We start from the raw sequence: 21,269 nt of genomic DNA, 5'->3' as shown, positions 1-21,269 counted from the left end.
TATTTTATAAGGGTGGATACTTAAAATAGCATACACAGTTAAGGTAATTTAAATTATTTTAAAAATGTTAAAATTTATGTATTCCTAGAGAGCATTGTATGATCTACATCTAACTTGTAATGATGGTATACAGTTCTTTCTTGTAGATCCTTAGAATGATAATAAAATTTAATTTGTTACAAAAAAATGCAGTTGCTTGCGAACTAGGAGGTGTAAACGACAACAAACAAATGTAAAGTATTCAGTATGTCTTTGCTCTCTTTTTCAGAGTAAGGTACTGTCTGAATCGGAAGTCCAATTTAGACTTTTGATAAAAAACACCAGGTATATGTAATTTAAAAATCAAAAATAAGTGAAGAATAAACAATGATTAATGCAAATCGTCCGATAATGAATCTCGACCTCGATCTGCTTAGAACGTTTGTTGCTGTAGCAGATTTGAATACTTTTGCAGCCGCTGCGGCCGCTGTATGTCGAACTCAATCTGCAGTCAGTCAGCAGATGCAACGTTTAGAGCAATTAGTCGGCAGAGAACTCTTTGCCCGTCATGGTCGTAATAAACTGTTAACAGAGCATGGCTTACAATTATTAGGCTATGCACGTCAAATTCTCCGTGCTAATGATGATGCAACTGCTTCATTAACATATAGCGATGCTGAAGGTGAGTTACGTATTGGTGCATCTGATGATTCCGTCGATACACTACTACCATTTTTGTTAAATCGTATTGCATCAGTATATCCACGTTTAGCGGTTGATGTGCGTATTAAGCGTTCTCAATTTATTGAGACTATGCTTGATAACCACGAAATCGACTTAGCATTAACCACTGCACGTATTGGACATCATCCACGCACAGCGTTACGTACAGCGCCTGTTTTGTGGCATTGTGCCCCTGATTTCCAATTACAAATGAATGAGCCTATTCCTTTAGTGGTCATGGACGAAACTAACCCATTCCGTCAGTTGGCAACAAATACACTAGATGACGCAGGTATTCAATGGCGTATTGCGTATGAAGCGGCTTCTTTATCTGCGGTTCGTGCTGCTGTAAATGCCGAAGTGGGGATCACAGCTCGTCCATTAGAAATGCAAAATGCTGATTTACGTATATTAGGCGAAAGCGAAGGGTTACCTCGTTTGCCTGAGACTCAGTACTGGTTATATCGTAATTTTGATGAGCAAAACGAAGCTGTATTAACGGTATTCAATGCCATCGAAAATAAGAAAACGCCTTATACTGTCACTTCAGTTGAAGAAGCGCATTCTTTAGATTTAGAGTAAGGCGCAGAGTGATATTGTTATCATGATTATTTGGATAACCCATATTAACGGTTAAAAATAGTCAAACGAAACAATAAAGTGATATATCACAATCAACGGAAACAGGTGCTATAAACGCATTTGTTTCCGTTTTTTTATGCTTTATTTTTAAATAGTCACATTGGTTTAATATTTATAGAGATTAATGTATATCACAGTGTGATCCACCTCTCTTTTCCCGCTCAATCACTTTGTTAAAAAATTGTATGCAGGTGTGATGGGTTACACGCTTGTAGAAATTGTTAACAAATAAAAGGTTTGTCTAGGTTTTCAGGGAATAAATAGTCAAATGAAAACGGATATTTGACCTTCTCCACATTATTGGAAAGTTAATTTGTTAAAATTTGGATAAAATTTAAACTGATTATGTATTTTTTCGACTATTTTGTGAGTTTGATCAAAAAAATAAGGCACATTTGCCTATATAGAGTCAGGTTTTTCCTGAGATACTGGTGTAGTAAAATCGAATTATCGGTTAGACTAAGCGTGTTAGCAGAAAATTTGTAGGTTGACTGACACGTTTTAGCATTGGCCAGTAATTGGGTGTTAAAAATGAGTGTTAAATTTGTTAAGAAGCGATGGAAAACTGAGTGAGTTATCACAATGTTTTCCTTAAAAGAAGAAAGGTTTAAATAGATTGTTATCATTTATTTAATTAGCAAGTCTGTTGTTTTACCTTTTTTTTCGTATTAATAAATGTGGTGTAAACCGCCGGATAAGAGTTGGTTAATTGACACCACCTTTGATGAGTAAGCAATGAGTATGTCTACGACCACCGAAGTTATCGCCCACTATTGGGCATTTGCTGTCTTCTTAATAGGCGCATTGGGGTTATGTTCGCTCATGTTGCTGGGTGCCCGCTATTTAGGCGGCCGTGCACAAGCAAGGGCTAAACATGTTCCTTATGAATCTGGCCTTGATTCCGTTGGCAGCGCTCGTCTGCGCATGTCAGCTAAATTCTATTTAGTTGCCATGTTTTTCGTAATTTTCGATGTTGAAGCACTGTTTCTTTATGCTTGGGCCGTTTCCGTACGTGAAGTGGGCTGGTTAGGCTTTATTGAAGCAGCTGTCTTTATCGCAATTTTATTAGCTGGATTATTCTATTTGGTTCGTATTGGTGCATTAAATTGGACACCAGTTCGCTCTCGCCGTGAAACCGCGGGTAAAAGCCATGTCAGATTAACCAGCGGCAAACATCCGCAGCAGTAATAAGCGAGGCATTAAAAATGGATTATACGCTCACCCGCATAGATCCGAACGGTGAGAATGACCGTTATCCCCTGCAATCACAGGAAATTGTCAGTGACCCGTTAGATGCTCACGTTCATCGCAGCGTGTATATGGGAAAACTGGAACATGCGTTACATGACGTTGTGAACTGGGGCAGAAAAAACTCTTTATGGCCATATAATTTTGGTCTTTCCTGTTGTTACGTTGAAATGGTGACGTCATTTACTGCGGTCCATGACGTAGCGCGTTTTGGTTCTGAAGTATTACGTGCTTCCCCTCGTCAAGCTGACTTTATGGTGGTTGCAGGAACCTGCTTTACAAAGATGGCGCCCGTTATTCAGCGTTTATACGATCAGATGCTAGAGCCTAAGTGGGTTATTTCCATGGGAGCTTGCGCTAACTCTGGTGGTATGTATGACATCTATTCGGTAGTGCAAGGTGTTGATAAATTCATTCCTGTTGATGTGTATATCCCAGGATGCCCACCTCGTCCAGAAGCTTATATGCAAGCATTGATGTTATTACAAGAGTCCATTGGTAAAGAACGTCGCCCATTATCTTGGGTGGTGGGCGACCAAGGCGTTTACCGTGCCAATATGCAGTCAGAACGAGAAAGAAAACACGGTGAGCGGATCGCAGTAAAAAATCTGCGTACTCCAGACGAAATTTAAAGGCTTTTGCCTAAGACGTAACCAGAGCAATGTGTTGCGATCATAGTAACCCTGATCAAAGTTGTGGTGAATAGAAATGACCGATCAGATAGCGCAAAATAGCGCACGGCCAGCGTGGGAAACCAGCGATCATATTGATGATCAGGTGGTTAACGAACTGCGTCAGAAATTTGGGCCAGATGCGTTTACATTCCAGCCGACTCGTACCGGCATGCCAGTGGTATGGGTTAAGCGGGAACAACTTATTGAGGTTATGCAATACCTCAAATCTTTACCAAAACCATATGTCATGCTGTACGACTTGCATGGCGTTGATGAGCGTGTACGCACGCATCGTCAAGGCTTGCCGGCAGCTGATTTTTCCGTTTTCTATCATCTGATATCACTCGATCGTAATAAAGATATCATGCTGAAAGTCGCATTAAGTGAAAAAGATCTTAATCTACCGACTCTCACTTCTATCTTTCCGAACTCGAATTGGTATGAGCGTGAAGTGTGGGATATGTTTGGGATCGTCTTTAACGGACACCCTAATCTACGCCGTATTATGATGTTGCCGAATTGGGAAGGTCATCCACTGCGTAAAGATTATCCCGCTCGTGCGACAGAATTTGATCCTTATGTGCTGACTAAGCAGAAAGAGGATCTGGAAATGGAATCACTGACCTTTAAACCAGAAGAGTGGGGAATGAAACGCGGTACTGAGAATGAGGACTTTATGTTCTTAAACCTTGGTCCTAATCACCCATCTTCTCACGGTGCATTCCGTATTATTTTGCAACTTGATGGCGAAGAAATCGTCAACTGTGTACCTGATGTTGGTTATCACCATCGTGGTGCAGAGAAAATGGGCGAGCGTCAATCATGGCATAGTTATATTCCTTATACCGACCGAATTGAATACCTTGGTGGTTGTGTTAACGAAATGCCTTATGTACTGGCGGTGGAAAAGCTTGCCGGTATTGAAGTACCTGAGCGCGTTAAAGTCATTCGTGTCATGCTGTCTGAGCTATTTCGTATTAATAGCCATTTACTGTATATCAGTACCTTTATCCAAGATGTTGGTGCGATGACACCGGTATTCTTTGCCTTTACTGATCGTCAAAAAGTTTACGATATTGTGGAAGCAATCACCGGTTTCCGTATGCATCCGGCATGGTTCCGTATCGGTGGTGTTGCCCACGATTTACCAAAAGGGTGGGAACGCTTACTACGTGAATTCTTAGATTGGATGCCAAAACGTCTTGATTCTTACGTTAAAGCCGCCTTGCAAAACAGCATTTTAAAAGGCCGTACCATTGGTGTTGCCTCTTATAACGCTAAAGAAGCGTTAGATTGGGGGGTAACGGGTGCCGGGCTTCGTGCTACAGGGGTTGAGTTTGACGTGCGTAAATGGCGTCCATACTCAGGGTATGAAAACTTTGAGTTTGAAATTCCAGTAGCAAGCAATGGTGACTGTTACGATCGTGTCATGCTGAAAGTCGAAGAATTACGTCAAAGCTTACGTATTCTCGAGCAGTGTTATAAAAATATGCCAGCAGGGCCATTTAAAGCCGACCATCCACTGACGACTCCGCCACCAAAAGAGCGCACATTACAGCATATTGAAACCATGATTAACCACTTCTTACAGGTTTCATGGGGCCCTGTTATGCCTGCGAATGAATCATTCCAGATGGTGGAAGCCACTAAAGGGATCAACAGCTATTATTTAACCAGTGATGGCAGCACGATGAGCTATCGTACGCGTATTCGTACGCCAAGTTTTGCTCACCTGCAACAAATCCCAGCGGTTATCCGCGGTAGTCTGGTTTCTGACTTGATTGTCTATCTGGGAAGTATCGATTTTGTAATGTCGGATGTGGATCGTTAATCATGCAAAATGAATTAAACCATAAAGAGGATGCCGCGAAGATTGAAATCGTTGATGTAACTCATTCAAAGAAAAACACGTTTGTTTTAACGCAAGAAGAGCGTGCTGAAATTGAACAAGAAAAACATCACTATGAAGATCCCCGTGCTGCATCGATTGAAGCGCTGAAAATAGTGCAAAAAAATCGAGGTTGGGTTGAAGACGGTGCTATCTATGCTATTGCCGATGTGCTCGGTATACCGGCTAGCGATGTAGAAGGGGTAGCAACCTTTTATAGTCAAATTTTCCGCCAACCCGTCGGCCGTCACATTATTCGTTTTTGTGACAGTGTGGTTTGCCATATTACAGGTTATCAAGGCATTCAGGCAGCTATTGAGAAGCACCTCAATATCCTTCCTGGCCAAACAACACCAGATGGTCGTTTTACCTTACTGCCAACCTGTTGTTTAGGTAACTGTGACAAAGGTCCTACTATGATGGTAGATGACGATACTCACAGTTTTGTTAAACCTGAAGAGATTGAAACGTTACTGGAGCAGTATCCATGACAGCAATTTCAGGAGCAAAACCGATTATTCGTAGCGCAGAAACGCATCCGCTAACGTGGCGCTTACGTGATGATCGTCAGCCAGTATGGCTGGATGAATACCGTGCAAAAAACGGTTATAAAGCGGCAGAAAAAGCATTAAAAAGCATGGCACCTGATGAGGTGACTTCTGAAGTTAAAGATGCAGGCTTAAAAGGACGTGGTGGTGCTGGATTCTCAACAGGCTTGAAATGGAGTCTGATGCCAAAAGATGAAAGTATGAATATCCGTTACATCCTTTGTAATGCAGATGAAATGGAGCCGGGAACCTATAAAGACCGCCTGTTAATGGAAGAACTGCCACATCTGTTAATCGAAGGGATGATTATCGGTGCGCATGCATTGAAAGCTTATCGTGGTTATATTTTCCTACGTGGTGAATATATTGAAGCGGCTCAGCACCTGCGCCATGCTATTGAAGAAGCCAAAGCAGCGGGTTTTTTAGGCAAAAATATCTTCGGCTCTGGTATCGATTTTGAGCTATTTGTTCACACAGGAGCAGGTCGTTATATCTGTGGTGAAGAAACAGCACTGATCAACTCACTGGAAGGTCGTCGTGCTAACCCTCGCTCGAAACCGCCATTCCCTGCAACCTCCGGTGCTTGGGGAAAACCTACCTGCGTGAATAACGTTGAAACGCTGTGTAACGTACCCGCGATTATTGAGCATGGCAAAGATTGGTATATCGGTTTAAGCGCCGGTAAAAGTCCAGATGCAGGTACCAAATTAATGGGATTCTCTGGTCGCGTGAAATATCCAGGCTTATGGGAATTACCTTTTGGTACTACAGCTCGTGAAATCTTAGAAGATTATGCGGGGGGGATGCGTGATGGGCTGAAATTAAAAGCTTGGCAACCCGGTGGTGCAGGAACGGATTTCTTAACAGAAGATCATCTCGATCTCCCTATGGATTTTGGCACGATCGCCAAAGCTGGTAGCCGTTTAGGTACTGCGTTGGCGATGGCGGTAGATAATGAAATTAACATGGTTTCATTAACCCGTAACTTGGAAGAGTTCTTTGCGCGTGAATCTTGTGGCTGGTGTACACCTTGTCGTGATGGCTTGCCATGGAGTGTCGAAATCTTACGCGCGATAGAAAAAGGTCAAGGTCGTCCTGGTGATATTGAGACTCTTGAGCACCTCTGCCGCTCTTTAAGCCCAGGGCACACATTCTGTGCTCACGCACCGGGGGCAGTAGAGCCTTTACAAAGCGCAATCAAATATTTCCGTGAAGAATTTGAGGCTGGCATTATTCAAGAAGACTATACCAATGCCAATCTTATCCGTGGTATTCAGCCTAACTTGCTGAAAAGCCGCTGGTAGTTTTTCACGATACATTCTAGGTTTAACGCCTGCAATGCAGGCCTTTGGGAAGCATGCTGACTATGGCTACGATTCATGTAGACGGCAAAGAATATGAAGTTAACGGGGCTGATAACCTGTTAGAAGCCTGTCTTAATTTAGGCTTAGATATTCCTTATTTTTGCTGGCACCCAGCGCTGGGAAGCGTTGGCGCTTGCCGCCAGTGTGCGGTTAAGCAGTATCAAAATGCTGAGGATACCCGCGGTCGCTTGGTAATGTCTTGTATGACACCTGCGGCTGATGGCACGTTTATCTCCATTGATGACGAAGAAGCGAAAAAATTCCGCGAAAGCGTTGTTGAATGGTATATGACTAACCATCCTCACGATTGTCCTGTTTGTGAAGAAGGGGGGAACTGCCACCTTCAAGATATGACCGTTATGACAGGTCATACTATGCGTCGCTATCGCTTTACTAAGCGTACACATAGAAACCAAGAGTTAGGGCCGTTTATTTCTCATGAAATGAACCGCTGTATTGCTTGTTACCGCTGTGTTCGTTACTACAAAGATTATGCTGATGGCACTGATCTGGGGGTCTTTGGTGCACATAACAACGTGTTCTTTGGACGGGTTGAAGATGGCACATTAGAGAGCGAATTCTCAGGTAACTTAGTTGAGATTTGTCCAACGGGTGTCTTTACTGACAAAACTCACTCATCACGTTATAACCGTAAGTGGGATATGCAGTTTGCCCCTAGTATTTGCCAAGGTTGTAGCATGGGTTGCAATATCAGCCCAGGTGAGCGCTATGGTGAATTGCGTCGTATTGAAAACCGTTATAACGGTACAGTAAACCGTTACTTCCTTTGTGATCGTGGTCGTTTTGGCTACGGTTATGTCAATTTAGCGAGTAGACCTCGTCAACCTAAAAAACGTTTAGGCAGTAACTGGCTTGAAATCAGTGCAGCACAAGCAACGCAAGCCGCTGCAGAAATGCTGAAGAAAGGGCAACGTGTTGTCGGTATCGGCTCACCACGAGCCAGTATTGAAAGCAACTTTGCTTTACGTGAAGTGGTTGGTGCTGAAAATTTCTATAGTGGTATTTCAGCTGCAGAGCAGGCTCGCTTGACCTTAATGCTGGATATTTTACAAAAAGGTGGCGTTTATACTCCATCTCTCCGTGAGATTGAAGACTATGACGCAGTACTGGTGTTAGGTGAAGACTTAACACAGACAGGTGCTCGTATGGCACTGTCAGTACGTCAAGCCGTAAAAGGTAAAGCACGTGAGATGGCAGCCGCACAAAAAGTGGCTGATTGGCAAATTGCCGCCATCATGAATATCGGTCAACGGGCGAAATATCCACTGTTTGTCACCCATGTTGATGAAACTCGTCTGGATGATGTTGCCGCTTGGAGTTATCGTGCGCCGGTGGTTGAACAAGCGCGTTTAGGTTTTGCCATTGCCCATCATATTAATGGTGAAGCTCCTGCGGTTGATGGCTTAGATGAAGCATTGAATAAACAGATTGACATGATTGTTCAAGCCTTATCGCAAGCGAAAAAACCGTTAATCATTAGTGGTAGTCATGCCGGTAGCGAAGAGGTTATCAAAGCGGCTGCTAATATCGCTTTTGCCTTAAAAGCCAAGGGGAGCGAAGTTGGTCTCTCTTATGTGGCAGATGATGCCAATAGCATGGGGCTGGCGATGATGAAAGCGAAACCACTGGATGACGCATTGAAAGTGATGCGTAGTGGTCAAGCAGATAGCGCTATTGTGATGGAAAACGACTTGTATCGCCATTTTGCCGCCGACGTCATTGATGACGCGATTGCTAAAGTGGATCACCTAATTGTGATTGACCATCAGCAAACTGAGATCATGGAAAAAGCACACCTTGTGTTACCTGCTTCCTCCTTTGCTGAAAGTGATGGCACTATGGTGAGTCAAGAGGGCAGAGCGCAACGTTACTTCCAAGTGTTTGAACCTTCTTTCTATAACAAAGAAGTAGTGATGCATGAAAGTTGGCGTTGGCTAAGTGCTGTTGATTCACAATGGCATGAAGGTAATCTTGACTGGACGCAGTTAGATCATGTGATTGAGCTATGTGCAACGCGTCTACCGCAATTTGCCGGTATTGTGAATGCGGCACCTAATGCATCATTCCGTATTCGTGGTCAAAAATTAGCCCGTGAACCGCATCGTTATAGTGGTCGTACTTCCATGTTGGCAAATGTTTCAGTACATGAACAGCGTCAACCGAAAGATATCGATAGCCCATTTGCTTTCTCTATGGAAGGAAACAACAGCCCAACGGCTCCTCGCCAGCAAATTCCATTTGCATGGGCACCGGGTTGGAACTCACCACAAGCATGGAATAAGTTCCAGTCTGAAGTCGGGGGAAGCTTACGTTTTGGTGATCCGGGTGTACGCTTAATCGAATGTAGTGATAACACATTAGGTTATTTCACTGATATTCCACCAGCCTTTAACCTAGTTGAAAATCAATGGGTTGTAGCTCCTTACTATCGTCTGTTTGGTAGCGAAGAGTTATCGCAACGTTCACAAGTGATCCAACAACGTATGGACAACGCTTATTTAACCGTGAGTGAATCTGATGCCATCGCATTAGCATTATCTCAAGGTCAACAAGCGATGTTTACTTACGAAGGTCGTGAATTCACCTTACCTGTGAAAATCAGTGCTCACTTAACTCGAGGTCAAATTGGCCTTCCGTTAGGGATGGCTGGCATTTCGCCATCACTGGTGGGTGTATCGGTTCGTCAACTGCGGGGTATTGCATAATGAGCTGGTTATCTCCTGAAGTTACAGAGATTTTACTCACTGTTTTAAAAGCCGTGGTGATCTTGCTGGTGGTTGTCACTTGTGGTGCTTTTATGAGTATGGGGGAGCGTCGTCTACTGGGGTTATTCCAAAACCGTTATGGGCCTAACCGTGTAGGTTATGCAGGTTCAGCACAGTTAATTGCGGATATGATCAAAATGTTCTTTAAAGAGGACTGGATCCCAAAATTTGCTGATCGCTTTATCTTTACCATAGCACCAGTGATTGCCTTTTCTTCCTTATTATTGTCATTTGCTATTGTGCCAGTTAGCTCAACCTGGGTTGTGGCTGATTTAAACATTGGTATTTTATTTTTCTTGATGGTAGCGGGTTTAGCGGTGTATGCCGTTTTATTTGCTGGCTGGTCAAGTAACAATAAATATTCGTTATTAGGTGCAATGCGTGCTTCAGCACAAACAGTTAGTTATGAGGTTTTCTTAGGACTTTCTATTTTAGGTGTTGTGGCACAAGCGGGTTCGTTTAACTTAACGGATATTGTCAATTCGCAAGCCCATATGTGGAACATTATCCCACAATTCTTTGGCTTTATTACCTTTGCGATTGCTGGCGTTGCCGTTTGTCACCGTCATCCTTTTGACCAACCCGAAGCAGAGCAAGAGTTGGCTGATGGTTATCACATTGAATATTCCGGTATGAAATTCGGTCTGTTCTTTGTCGGTGAATATATCGGTATCGTTGCCGTTTCTGGCTTAATAGTGACGTTATTCTTCGGTGGTTGGCAAGGTCCTTTCTTACCGTCATTCGTTTGGTTTGCACTGAAAACAGGATTCTTCATGATGATGTTTATTCTGATCCGTGCATCATTACCGCGTCCGCGTTATGACCAAGTGATGGCTTTTGGTTGGAAGATCTGCTTACCGTTAACTTTAATCAATCTGTTGGTCACTGCTGCAGTGATCCTCTACAACGCTCAATAAGGGGTGATTGAACCATGACTTTAAAAGAGTTAGTGACTGGTTTCGGCACCCAGGTACGCAGCATTTGGATGATTGGCTTACACGCCTTTGCCAAACGCGAAACGCAGATGTACCCGGAAGAACCTGTCAATGTTGCACCGCGTTATCGTGGACGTATTGTATTGACCCGTGATCCTGATGGTGAAGAGCGTTGTGTTGCTTGTAACTTGTGCGCAGCGGTGTGCCCTGTTGGTTGTATCTCATTACAAAAAGCAGAACATGAAGATGGTCGTTGGTATCCTGAGTTTTTCCGTATCAACTTTTCGCGTTGTATCTTTTGTGGCTTATGTGAAGAAGCATGTCCAACAACGGCTCTACAATTAACCCCTGATTTCGAAATGGGTGAATTTAAGCGTCAAGATCTGGTTTATGAAAAAGACGATTTATTAATTTCAGGGCCTGGTAAATATCCTGAATATAACTTTTACCGTAAAACAGGTATGGCGATTAATGGCAAAGATAAAGGTGAAGCAGATGATGAAGCGAAACCTATCGATGTCAAAAGCCTGTTACCGTAAGGAGCGATATTCATGGAATTTGCATTTTATATTGCAGGACTGATTTCAATCCTTGCCACTTTAAGAGTAATAACGCATACCAATCCGGTACACGCACTGCTGTATCTGATTGTTTCATTAATTGGCCTTTCAGTAGTGTTCTTCTCGTTAGGTGCCTATTTTGCAGGTGCTTTAGAGATCATCGTTTACGCCGGCGCGATTATGGTGCTATTCGTATTCGTTGTGATGATGCTTAACTTAGGAAAATCGGTCGTTGAGCAAGAGAGAAAATGGTTACAGCCTAGATTTTGGATAGGGCCAGCGATTTTGTCTCTGGTACTGTTAATTGTATTGGTTTATGCAATTAGTAGTGTCACTCATGGTGAGATTAGTGGTGAGATTATTGGGGCGAAAGAAGTCGGTATTAGCTTATTTGGGCCTTATATTCTGGCTGTTGAGTTAGCATCCGTTCTCTTATTGTCAGGATTAATTGTTGCTTATCACATCGGTCGTGATCAGAGCCATGACGATCTCGTCGAAAACGAAAAAGTAGGGGAGCCAAAATGATACCTCTTCAACATGGTTTGATCTTGGCTGCGGTACTATTTGTGTTAGGTTTTACTTGCTTAGTACTTCGCCGCAACCTGTTATTTATGTTGATCGGACTCGAAATTATGATTAATTCAGCTGCGCTAGCCTTTGTGGTTGGTGGTAGCTATTGGGGTCAAACAGATGGTCAGATTATGTATATTCTGGCAATCAGTTTGGCAGCGGCAGAGGCAAGTATTGGCTTGGCATTGTTATTACAACTTCATCGTCATCGCCAAAACCTCAATATTGATACAGTCAGTGAGATGCGCGGATGAATATACTCTATTTAACCTTTGTGCTACCACTGCTGGGATTTTTACTGCTCGCATTCTCAGGTGGTCGTTGGTCTGAAAATGTATCAGCATGGATTGGCACGGGCGCTGTTGGTTTATCAGCTTTAGTGACACTTTGGGTGGGGATAGATTTCTTTGCTCACGGACAAGAAACAGAAGTCTTAACGCTCTGGACTTGGATGTCAGCGGGGAACTTTACTATCCCATTTACGTTGGTGCTTGATGGCCTATCATTAACCATGCTAGGTGTTATCACTGGCGTTGGTTTTCTTATTCATATGTATGCATCTTGGTATATGCGTGGTGAAGAAGGATATTCTCGCTTCTTTGCTTATACCAACTTATTTATCGCGAGTATGGTTGTTTTAGTATTGGCTGATAATATGATGCTGATGTATATGGGTTGGGAAGGGGTTGGTTTATGTAGTTACTTATTAATTGGTTTCTACTATAACAACCCAGCTAATGGCGCGGCAGCAATGAAAGCATTTATTGTTACCCGTATTGGTGATGTCTTCTTAGCTATCGGTATGTTTATCCTGTTTGATCAATTAGGTACGCTAAGTTTCCGCGAAATGGCGGTATTGGCTCCTGAACAACTGACCGCAGGATCAAGCATCATTAACTGGGCAATGTTAATGGTCTTAGGGGGTGCGGTAGGTAAATCAGCACAACTACCATTACAAACTTGGTTAGCGGATGCGATGGCCGGTCCAACACCTGTTTCTGCGTTGATCCACGCCGCCACCATGGTTACCGCTGGTGTGTACTTAGTTGCTCGTAGTAATGCGCTATTCTTAATGGCACCTGATATCTTAGAATTAGTCGGTATCGTTGGTGCAGTGACATTAGTATTAGCGGGTTTTGCGGCTTTAGTACAAACCGATATCAAGCGTATTCTTGCTTACTCAACCATGAGCCAAATTGGTTATATGTTCTTGGCGTTGGGGGCTCAAGCATGGGATGGCGCAATTTTCCACTTAATGACTCACGCGTTCTTTAAAGCATTATTGTTCTTATCTGCAGGTTCAGTGATTATTGCCTGCCATCATGAACAGAATATCTTTAAGATGGGCGGGTTACGTAAGAAGATCCCATTTGTTTATGCATGCTTTTTAATTGGCGGAGGTGCCTTAGCGGCATTACCACTGTTAACAGCAGGGTTCTTCAGTAAAGATGAAATCTTATGGGGTGCGTACGCAAACGGACATTTCAATTTAATGTTAGCAGGTTTAATTGGCGCATTCTTTACGTCACTTTATACCTTCCGTTTAATTTTCATCGTATTCCATGGTGAAACCAAAACCGAAGCACACCAAGTTAAAGGCTTCACTCATACTTTCCCATTAGCGGTATTAGCGTTGTTATCAACCTTTATTGGGGCGTTAATTACCCAACCGTTAGGCGATGTTTTCCCAGAAAGCACCGTTACTCATGAAGGTAAGTATGTATTAGAAATCCTTTCTGGTGTGGTAGCGATTGTAGGCGTTGCCATTGCAGCATGGTTATACCTGAAACAGCGTCAACTTGTTTCTCAGGTGGCAAATACCAAAACAGGGCGTTTCTTCTCAACATGGTGGTTCCACGCATGGGGATTTGATGCACTGTATGAGGTGCTGTTTGTCAAACCTTATAAAGGTGCGGCATGGCTTATCCAAAATGATCCTGTTAACCAATTCTTTAATCTCTTTGGTTGTCTCTTTAAAGGCGCCAATAAAGGCTTGAGTTTCAGTGAAAACGGATTAGCGCGTTGGTATGCGGCTTCTCTCGGTTTAGGTGCAGTGCTGGTTATCGCTCTGCTGCTTCTGGTTTAATTAAGGGACACATTGCGCCATGTTATTACCCTGGCTAATACTTATTCCCTTCATCGGTGGCCTGCTAAGTTGGCAGGCTGAACGAATCGGCTCGCAAGTTCCTCGCTGGGTTGCGTTGCTGACGATGGGATTAACACTCGTTATTTCTGTGCAACTGTGGTTGCAAGGTGACTATCAACTGATTAGTGTTGATGGTGCACCTCGCTGGACAGAGTTTTACTTTGTACCGTGGATCCCTGCTTTGGGGATTAATATTCAGTTTGCACTTGATGGCATGTCATTATTGATGGTGGTATTAACTGCTATTTTAGGTATTTTAGCGGTGCTCTCTTCATGGAGCGAAAATCAACCATCACAAGGGGCTTTCCATTTCAACCTGCTGTGGATCTTAGCAGGTGTTATGGGGGTATTCTTAGCGACTGACTTGTTCTTATTCTTCTTCTTTTGGGAAATGATGTTGATCCCAATGTATTTCCTTATCTCTCTTTGGGGACATAAAGGAAGTAGCGATGAGAAACATGTTAGTGCAGCAACTAAGTTCTTTATTTATACACAGGCGAGTGGCCTGTTAATGTTGCTGGCCATTATCGGTTTAGCTGTCGCTTTTTACAGCAAAACAGGTATTTGGACGTTTAATTATGACACCTTACTACAAGCGCACACCTTATTAGGTAGTGAACTGCAATTTATTCTGATGCTTGGCTTCTTTGCTGCATTCGCAGTAAAAATGCCAATTGTCCCCGTTCATGGCTGGCTAGCTGATGCACATGCAGAAGCACCAACGGCGGGCTCTGTTGACTTATCAGGTATTTTGCTAAAAACAGCCGCTTACGGTTTATTACGTTTTAACTTACCGTTATTCCCAGAAGCGTCTGCATTACTGGCACCTGTTGCGATGTGGCTAGGCTTAATCACCGTATTCTACGCTGCACTGTTAGCATTCCGTCAAACGGATATTAAACGTCTGGCCGCTTACAGTAGTATTTCTCACATGGGCTTTATCGTGATTGCGATTTATGCTGGCTCTGTTTTGGCTTACCAAGGTGCGATTATTCAAATGATCACCAATGGTTTGTCTGCTGCCGGTCTGTTTATCATGTGTGGCATGCTGTATGAGCGTTTAGGTACGCGTGATATGAATCAAATGGGTGGATTGTGGAAAAGCATCCGTTTCTTACCAGCATTTTCACTGTTCTTTGCGGTTGCCTCTTTAGGTATGCCAGGAACAGGTAACTTTGTTGGTGAGTTTATGATCCTATTTGGTACTTATGGCCACTTTAAGCTGATCACTATTATTTCGGTCTTTGGGTTAGTTTTTGCTTCTGTCTACGCTTTGTGGATGATGCAACAAGCTTACTATGGTTCACCGAAAACAGCAGAAAGAACCTATAAAGGGTTAAATCTGAGAGAATTTTTGATCCTGTTTATCTTGGTGGTTTTATTGGTTATTTTGGGCTTCTTCCCACAACCAGTATTAGATACTTCGATATCAGCAATGGAAAATCTCCAGACTTGGTATTCCGCTTCTCTTTCAACAGTAAGGCTGTAATTCGCCATGACAATAACTCCTGAACAATTGATCGCAATGCTACCGCTGTTAGTCGTCATCTTGACGGTGGTGGTTGTGATGCTGTCCATTGCGTGGCGACGCGATCACTTTACTATTGCCACCTTGACAGCAACTGGTTTTATCATCGCTCTCGGATCACTTTACTACGTTAATGCATTAGGCGTAGTTGATGTGACCACCCTCTACCATGTAGATGGTTATTCCAGCTTTTTCACGGCATTAACTATTATTGCTGGTTTAGGCACGGTTGCTTTTGCTTATCCTTGGTTGGAAGGTTATCAAGATAATAAAGAAGAGTTTTATATGCTGGTGGCGATTGCTGTCATTGGCGGTATTTTACTCTCTTCTGCGCACCACTTGGCGTCAATGTTTATTGGTATTGAGTTATTAACATTGCCGTTATTTGGTCTGATTGGTTATGCTTTCCAACAACGTCCTTCACTGGAAGCGAGCATTAAATATATGCTGCTTTCTGCGGCGGCCTCTTCTTTCTTGTTATTTGGTATGGCACTACTTTATGCTGAAGCAGGAAATCTCTCCTTTACGGCGATGGGGCAAAGTTTAAGTGATAGCAATATCCATAAACCATTAGTACTTGCTGGGTTAGGCATGATGTTAGTGGGAATTGGTTTTAAGCTCTCTTTATTCCCATTCCAATTATGGACACCGGATGTATACCAAGGTGCACCAGCACCAACAGGTGCATTTTTAGCGACAGCGAGCAAGATTGGTATATTTGCGGTAGTGATGCGCTTATTCCTTGAAGCACCGGCGGCGGATAGCGAAACATTACGCATGATCTTAGGCTTTATGGCTATTGCCTCTATCCTGTTTGGTAATATCATGGCGCTGACTCAGAAGAACGTAAAACGTTTACTCGGTTACTCTTCTGTCTCTCACCTTGGTTATTTACTGGTTGCATTAATTGTCTTGCAATATAGCCCTATACTGGCACAAGAAACCGCTGAGATTTATTTAGCAGGTTATCTCTTTGCAAGTTTAGGTGCATTTGGTGCGATTGCTGTGGCTTCTAGCCCGTACAATAAAGGTGAATTAGAGTCTCTTGAAGATTATCGTGGGCTTTTCTGGCGTCGTCCTGTTGCTGCCATCGTGATGTCATTAATGATGCTATCACTGGCAGGGGTACCAATAACATTAGGCTTTATTGGTAAACTGTATGTTATTCTTGCTGGTATTGATTCAAGTTTGTGGTGGTTAACAGGCATGGTGGTGTTAGGTAGTGCGATAGGTTTATTCTACTATCTACGTGCTGCAGCTATCGTTTTCTTACGCAAACCAGATAACGATAATGCACCAGCGGTTACGACCACATCACAAAATATGGCAACATTAATTACTTTAGTTTGCGCCATTATCGTGATTGTATTAGGTGTATGGCCACAACCATTGATTGAGCTGACACGTTTTGCAATCATTGCACCTGCGATAAATTAATTTTTATCTGCGCGTTGTTATGATAAAGAGCCTGATATTTTATCAGGCTCTTCAAACTACGGAAAAGTCCTCGTTTTTAGTTAGAAGTTTGATCTATCAGGTTAGTACAAATAGTGAGCTAACCGATATGTTAAAAGAATACCTTCCCCCAGCAATTTTTGTTCGCAACAATTCCCCTTGATAAACTTGTTCCTGAAGATGATCTTATTCATAAAGTCGATACCATTATGGACTTTGAATTTATTTATGATGTTGTTGCTTATACCGAGTGAATGCACCAGATTATATTGAACGGTTCTATATCTACTATACCAATCATACCCCCTGTTTTAAGGGGGTTATGATGTCTGGCTAGTGAAAATATTATTGATAATGGTGTGAAAAGTGATTAAGGAATACAAGATGAGGTGAGAGCACGGTTTTTGCCTCGGAAAGATTGCGTTTTAATTGTATCAGTTGCTCTATTAATGTATGCCAATACTGCTCTAATAGCGATAATTGTTGATTTAACATATCAATATATTGATTGATTTCTGTGACTGCATAATAACGACTTAGGGTAAATAAGAGAGCTTGTTTTTTCTGTTCTAGTTTGGTTAGATTTTTTATCTGTATCAAATAGTTATCAATAAGAGTATGACGTGTCTCTACCAGTTTTTGGTAAGAAAACCCTTTCTCCAGATGAGTAAAAAATTGCTTTAGCAGATCGATAAAAACAGAGAGAATATCTTTTTCTGAAGAAGCCAACTGCAGTTTAGAAATTGTCTGTTTACTTGGCAGGTGAGAGGTAAAAAAATCGAGGATATTTTTATTATAAATAATATCTTCACTTTTAGTAATTATATCGAGTTGTTCTTTAATTTCATTAATCGATAACTTTTGCTTGGCAATTTTCTCATTGATTTCAATAGATATTTCTTCTTTATTTCTAATTAATTTATCTATTTCACTAATAATAGTGGTGGTTGTTAAGAGCTGTTTTTTATCATTAATAAAACTGATGTGCTTTTCTATAATTTCTATAGATTCAGTTAATTCATCTTTAAATAACTGTTCAATAAATTTTTTCTCTTGGAGCAGTTTTTCTGATAATTGCTGTGTCAACTCTCTATCAGCTATTGCATGATTAATTTCATTAATATTTTTAAATATCCCGGTTAACAATTTCTGGTTTAGCCTGCTTTTTAGCAGAATAGAGAAAATAATTATTTCATCGTAAATTTTATTATTGTTTATTGATATGGTAATAAGATTATGATTTAAGATATTATCATGTTCAAATAGTTCAGAAGTTATTTTTCTAATTGATTTAATAGTATGGAAAAATTGATTGCAATCAAATTCCTGTAATTGCGAAGTTACACTATTCATAACATTTCCTTTTGTTATTTAGATGAATAAAAAGAGGATAAAGCTTCATCAAATACCGCCATCATTTCCTTTGAGTAACCGACCACCATATACCAAGGTGCAATGATTTTTTCTAAATAAATACTAAATCTAATTAACTCCATTGCATTATCAATTTTTTTAAAATTAATTAATGAAGCATTAATTTCAGTTAAAATTGTTTGCCACATATAAAGAAGATGCTCCACAGACATATCAGCATCTTCAATATATTGTTCTATTTCGTCTAAATCGACTTGAAAACGTTGTAAACACTCAGAAATAGTTGATTGTTGTTTTATTCCTTTATTGATATTATGTAGTTTCTCTATTGTTTCATTTCTTTTTTTACGGATTTTTTCAGCTTTTGAACCAAAGATCCCTCCAGTAATGATCACACCAATAATACCGAATGCTAACCCCGTAAAGGCGAGTTTCACGAAGTGTTGATACTCTTTTTTTAATATTTCAATTTCATTTTCTAATAAAATTCTCTGTTCATTTAGTGAGTCATCACTATTATCAAAAAAATCATTAATATATTTCTTTTTATTAATGATATCATAATAAATTGAATGACATATATTACCTTTACTATTTTCACCTCCCACAATTTCTATTCTAAAATCATAAATCATGTTTTTTATTTTTAAGGTATTATTATATTGATCATTAATATCATTTTTCATGCTTTCTAAAATGGCAACAAGTTGTTTAGACACTTTTTTATCTTGTGTTGAATATTTTATTGAACTGAGTTCTTCTGGTGTGATATCTTCAATTTTCCTATTTATTTTTTTTATAATTGGCATTTTATTAATAAATGCCAATAGTTGCTCACCTGTACTCGTGATTTCTCTACCGGTGATCTCTAAATCAATAGCTTGCTGTTTTACTGAGTATTCAATTTTTTGCCATTCAAAGGCATGTGTTCTCATATTTAAGAAGAGGGTTTGAATAGTTTCAGCCGATATTTGGGAAATGTTAATATCTTCATAGCCTAATAATTCAATAATAGTGTCTTTTTGATAAGGTAACTTTAATACTTTATCAATATAAGATTTGATTTTATTAAGATCATAAGGTGTAAAAATACCCGCACTACGTCCATGATCGATATTTTTACCTAGAATTAAGCTAAGAGTGACTTCGGGAAGTTGGTATTGTTCAATCACTTTATCTATATGATCAAGGGTGGTTGTATCCATATAACCTCTCTTATGTATAATTATTTGTTATGATTAAGGCATAATTTAGAAGTGATCTGTTTTCCATTTGCGATTATCTGGTCAATGCTTCTCCTTTGTAACATGAAAACAACAAAAGTTTGATAAATGACAAAGGTTATAATTAATCAGCACTTTGATAATTCTTATAGAGACGTATAATCTTTCTTTTCATTAGTAGTAGGTATTTAGAGTGGAAAAGGTTAATCCTGTGTTTTCGACACTGTACGAAAAAGTTAAAAATATAAATCTGACAGCACAAGATGATCTTTTACATTTGAAAGTTATCTTGCCATCAGAGGTGTCATTTTCCTTACTTTCATGGCTAGCAGCACAAACGTATTACCCGCAATTTTATTGGCAACATCGTGATGAAAGCGAAGAAGTAGCCGCTTGTGGACAAGTTAAGTGCTTTAATCATATCCGTGATGCTCATCGATTTTTAGCAACACATCGGCATTCATTGCATGCTGATGATGTGCGTATTTGGGGATTAAACGCGTGGGATACCATTATTCCAGGGCGTATTGATAAAGAAAAAGGTGATGATGCTTACCTTTTTTTACCTCGCATCGAGATAAGACGTCATCAACAACTGTCGATCCATATTAATTTATTGGCAGAAGAAGATAAGCAAAGTGCGCTTGCTTTTATTCGCTCACTTAACAATGCACTGAATATTGCACCTTTATCTGTCAAAGTAGCATCTGTAGAGCACTCGTTAACGCAACAGCAATGGACTGACTATCTTAATATTGCTTTAGAGGAAATCAATCAAGGCGTATTTGAAAAAGTAGTACCTGCACGGGCAACCTGCTTAAGCTTAGATAATCCGTTAAAAGCTATTCAATTTATGAAAGCAAGTCGAGATGTTAATCATCATTGTTATCATTATATGCTGGCTTTTTCACCTACTGATGCTTTTATGGGCTCATCACCAGAAAGATTGTATAAACGCGATGAATTTGTGCTTTATACCGAAGCGTTAGCGGGCACTGTGGCAAGTTCTGATAATGAACAACAGGCCAGAGCATTTGCTGATTGGCTAATGAACGATAAAAAAAATCAACATGAAAATCTGGTGGTAGTTGATGATATTTGTCAGCGATTACAAGGTGGGATAGAAGGGATTGATGTGTCGTCAGCAGATGTGATCCGCTTACGTAAAGTGCAACATCTGCGTCGCTATATCCACGGTAAACTTATCCATGCTGATGATGTGGATTGTTTACAGCGTTTACAACCTACCGCGGCTGTTTGTGGCTTACCGCGCTCTATTGCGCGCACTTTTATTCGTCAACATGAACCTTTTGAACGCCGTTGGTATGCTGGCTCTGCGGGCTATTTGTCTTTGCCTCATGCCGAATTTGCGGTTAGCCTGCGTTGCGGTGAATTGCATGATGATGCATTAACGCTTTATGCGGGCGCAGGGGTGGTTGCGGGATCTGATCCTTTGCAAGAGTGGGCTGAAATTGAAAATAAAGCAGCAGGTTTACGCACTTTATTAGAAAAAGAGTGTTGAATTCTTTGCAGTTTATCCAGTGGCTCTCATAATATATAAACTGGGTGTTGATAAGTAGTACTGATTAGGATGCCATTTAGTGCTACTTTCAACTCGTCACTGCA

At 41.0% G+C, this 21,269-nt stretch carries 17 protein-coding genes; 15 read left to right on the top strand and 2 right to left on the bottom strand.

Annotated elements, in window-relative coordinates; all coding sequences use genetic code 11:
- Window positions 1–366 precede the first annotated feature (366 nt).
- The 14 genes from hexA to nuoN all read left to right on the top strand — a co-directional run bounded on the left by hexA (window position 367) and on the right by nuoN (window position 17,028).
- Window positions 367–1,284: a transcriptional regulator HexA gene (hexA, locus tag AACU98_RS11465; RefSeq protein WP_004243703.1), complete on the top strand. Its 918-nt coding sequence runs from the start codon at window positions 367–369 to the stop codon at window positions 1,282–1,284.
- 795 nt (window positions 1,285–2,079) lie between these two features.
- Window positions 2,080–2,532 carry an NADH-quinone oxidoreductase subunit A gene (locus tag AACU98_RS11460; protein WP_004243698.1) on the top strand — a complete coding sequence of 151 codons (453 nt, stop codon included), beginning with the start codon at window positions 2,080–2,082 and terminating at the stop codon, window positions 2,530–2,532.
- Between the two features lie 17 nt (window positions 2,533–2,549).
- Complete coding sequence (locus AACU98_RS11455; RefSeq protein ID WP_004243697.1) at window positions 2,550–3,224, top strand: NuoB/complex I 20 kDa subunit family protein; 675 nt, start codon at window positions 2,550–2,552, stop codon at window positions 3,222–3,224.
- A 76-nt stretch (window positions 3,225–3,300) separates the two neighbouring features.
- The gene (gene nuoC / locus AACU98_RS11450; RefSeq protein WP_004243696.1) at window positions 3,301–5,097 is read left to right on the top strand and encodes an NADH-quinone oxidoreductase subunit C/D; all 1,797 of its coding nucleotides are present in this window, start codon (window positions 3,301–3,303) and stop codon (window positions 5,095–5,097) included.
- A 2-nt stretch (window positions 5,098–5,099) separates the two neighbouring features.
- Window positions 5,100–5,645, top strand: coding sequence for an NADH-quinone oxidoreductase subunit NuoE (nuoE, locus tag AACU98_RS11445; RefSeq protein WP_004243693.1), 546 nt, complete (start codon window positions 5,100–5,102; stop codon window positions 5,643–5,645).
- Entirely contained in the window at window positions 5,642–7,006 is a 1,365-nt protein-coding gene (gene nuoF, locus AACU98_RS11440; RefSeq protein ID WP_115286847.1) for an NADH-quinone oxidoreductase subunit NuoF, read from the top strand. Before nuoE ends, nuoF begins: the two co-directional genes overlap by 4 nt.
- Window positions 7,007–7,068: 62 nt before the next feature.
- On the top strand, window positions 7,069–9,792 hold the full coding sequence (gene nuoG, locus AACU98_RS11435) for an NADH-quinone oxidoreductase subunit NuoG (protein WP_170827684.1): 2,724 nt from the start codon (window positions 7,069–7,071) through the stop codon (window positions 9,790–9,792).
- Window positions 9,792–10,769 carry an NADH-quinone oxidoreductase subunit NuoH gene (gene nuoH, locus AACU98_RS11430; protein WP_004243690.1) on the top strand — a complete coding sequence of 326 codons (978 nt, stop codon included), beginning with the start codon at window positions 9,792–9,794 and terminating at the stop codon, window positions 10,767–10,769. The genes nuoG and nuoH overlap by 1 nt, the downstream gene beginning before the upstream one ends.
- Before the next feature lie 14 nt (window positions 10,770–10,783).
- The gene (nuoI, locus tag AACU98_RS11425; RefSeq protein ID WP_004243689.1) at window positions 10,784–11,326 is read left to right on the top strand and encodes an NADH-quinone oxidoreductase subunit NuoI; all 543 of its coding nucleotides are present in this window, start codon (window positions 10,784–10,786) and stop codon (window positions 11,324–11,326) included.
- A 12-nt stretch (window positions 11,327–11,338) separates the two neighbouring features.
- Window positions 11,339–11,872, top strand: coding sequence for an NADH-quinone oxidoreductase subunit J (nuoJ, locus tag AACU98_RS11420; RefSeq protein ID WP_004243688.1), 534 nt, complete (start codon window positions 11,339–11,341; stop codon window positions 11,870–11,872).
- The gene (gene nuoK, locus AACU98_RS11415; RefSeq protein ID WP_004243687.1) at window positions 11,869–12,171 is read left to right on the top strand and encodes an NADH-quinone oxidoreductase subunit NuoK; all 303 of its coding nucleotides are present in this window, start codon (window positions 11,869–11,871) and stop codon (window positions 12,169–12,171) included. The genes nuoJ and nuoK overlap by 4 nt, the downstream gene beginning before the upstream one ends.
- Window positions 12,168–14,003 (top strand): NADH-quinone oxidoreductase subunit L, encoded by a 1,836-nt coding sequence (gene nuoL / locus AACU98_RS11410; protein ID WP_004248388.1) that lies wholly within the window; start codon window positions 12,168–12,170, stop codon window positions 14,001–14,003. The genes nuoK and nuoL overlap by 4 nt, the downstream gene beginning before the upstream one ends.
- A gap of 19 nt (window positions 14,004–14,022) precedes the next feature.
- Window positions 14,023–15,552 (top strand): NADH-quinone oxidoreductase subunit M, encoded by a 1,530-nt coding sequence (nuoM, locus tag AACU98_RS11405; protein ID WP_004243685.1) that lies wholly within the window; start codon window positions 14,023–14,025, stop codon window positions 15,550–15,552.
- A gap of 6 nt (window positions 15,553–15,558) precedes the next feature.
- Window positions 15,559–17,028, top strand: a complete 1,470-nt coding sequence (gene nuoN, locus AACU98_RS11400; protein ID WP_004243680.1) for an NADH-quinone oxidoreductase subunit NuoN — start codon at window positions 15,559–15,561, stop codon at window positions 17,026–17,028.
- A gap of 363 nt (window positions 17,029–17,391) precedes the next feature.
- Here the strand turns inward: nuoN and AACU98_RS11395 are convergent, their stop codons facing one another.
- A complete protein-coding gene (locus tag AACU98_RS11395) occupies window positions 17,392–18,399 on the bottom strand; it encodes an alpha-xenorhabdolysin family binary toxin subunit B (RefSeq protein WP_161735917.1) in 1,008 nt (335 codons plus the stop codon).
- A 14-nt stretch (window positions 18,400–18,413) separates the two neighbouring features.
- Window positions 18,414–19,625 (bottom strand): alpha-xenorhabdolysin family binary toxin subunit A, encoded by a 1,212-nt coding sequence (locus AACU98_RS11390; protein WP_161735915.1) that lies wholly within the window; start codon window positions 19,623–19,625, stop codon window positions 18,414–18,416.
- Between the two features lie 211 nt (window positions 19,626–19,836).
- Between AACU98_RS11390 and AACU98_RS11385 the strand changes: the two genes are divergently transcribed.
- Window positions 19,837–21,165: an isochorismate synthase gene (locus AACU98_RS11385; RefSeq protein WP_161735913.1), complete on the top strand. Its 1,329-nt coding sequence runs from the start codon at window positions 19,837–19,839 to the stop codon at window positions 21,163–21,165.
- Window positions 21,166–21,269 lie beyond the last annotated feature (104 nt).

Origin of the sequence: Proteus sp. G4380 (genome assembly GCF_963885725.1) — a bacterium.
Taxonomy (GTDB): Bacteria; Pseudomonadota; Gammaproteobacteria; order Enterobacterales; family Enterobacteriaceae; genus Proteus; species Proteus mirabilis.
This window is presented reverse-complemented; position numbering and strand designations above follow the sequence as displayed.

Bases quoted from the DNA above. Each gene is read 5' to 3' on its own strand.
- nuoM (WP_004243685.1), top strand. From the start codon at position 14,023: ATGTTATTACCCTGGCTAATACTTATTCCCTTCATCGGTGGCCTGCTA.
- hexA (WP_004243703.1), top strand. From the start codon at position 367: ATGATTAATGCAAATCGTCCGATAATGAATCTCGACCTCGATCTGCTT.
- nuoL (WP_004248388.1), top strand. From the start codon at position 12,168: ATGAATATACTCTATTTAACCTTTGTGCTACCACTGCTGGGATTTTTA.
- nuoC (WP_004243696.1), top strand. From the start codon at position 3,301: ATGACCGATCAGATAGCGCAAAATAGCGCACGGCCAGCGTGGGAAACC.
- nuoG (WP_170827684.1), top strand. From the start codon at position 7,069: ATGGCTACGATTCATGTAGACGGCAAAGAATATGAAGTTAACGGGGCT.
- AACU98_RS11455 (WP_004243697.1), top strand. From the start codon at position 2,550: ATGGATTATACGCTCACCCGCATAGATCCGAACGGTGAGAATGACCGT.
- AACU98_RS11390 (WP_161735915.1), bottom strand. From the start codon at position 19,625: ATGGATACAACCACCCTTGATCATATAGATAAAGTGATTGAACAATAC.
- nuoI (WP_004243689.1), top strand. From the start codon at position 10,784: ATGACTTTAAAAGAGTTAGTGACTGGTTTCGGCACCCAGGTACGCAGC.
- nuoH (WP_004243690.1), top strand. From the start codon at position 9,792: ATGAGCTGGTTATCTCCTGAAGTTACAGAGATTTTACTCACTGTTTTA.
- nuoJ (WP_004243688.1), top strand. From the start codon at position 11,339: ATGGAATTTGCATTTTATATTGCAGGACTGATTTCAATCCTTGCCACT.
- nuoN (WP_004243680.1), top strand. From the start codon at position 15,559: ATGACAATAACTCCTGAACAATTGATCGCAATGCTACCGCTGTTAGTC.
- AACU98_RS11395 (WP_161735917.1), bottom strand. From the start codon at position 18,399: ATGAATAGTGTAACTTCGCAATTACAGGAATTTGATTGCAATCAATTT.
- AACU98_RS11460 (WP_004243698.1), top strand. From the start codon at position 2,080: ATGAGTATGTCTACGACCACCGAAGTTATCGCCCACTATTGGGCATTT.
- nuoE (WP_004243693.1), top strand. From the start codon at position 5,100: ATGCAAAATGAATTAAACCATAAAGAGGATGCCGCGAAGATTGAAATC.
- nuoK (WP_004243687.1), top strand. From the start codon at position 11,869: ATGATACCTCTTCAACATGGTTTGATCTTGGCTGCGGTACTATTTGTG.
- nuoF (WP_115286847.1), top strand. From the start codon at position 5,642: ATGACAGCAATTTCAGGAGCAAAACCGATTATTCGTAGCGCAGAAACG.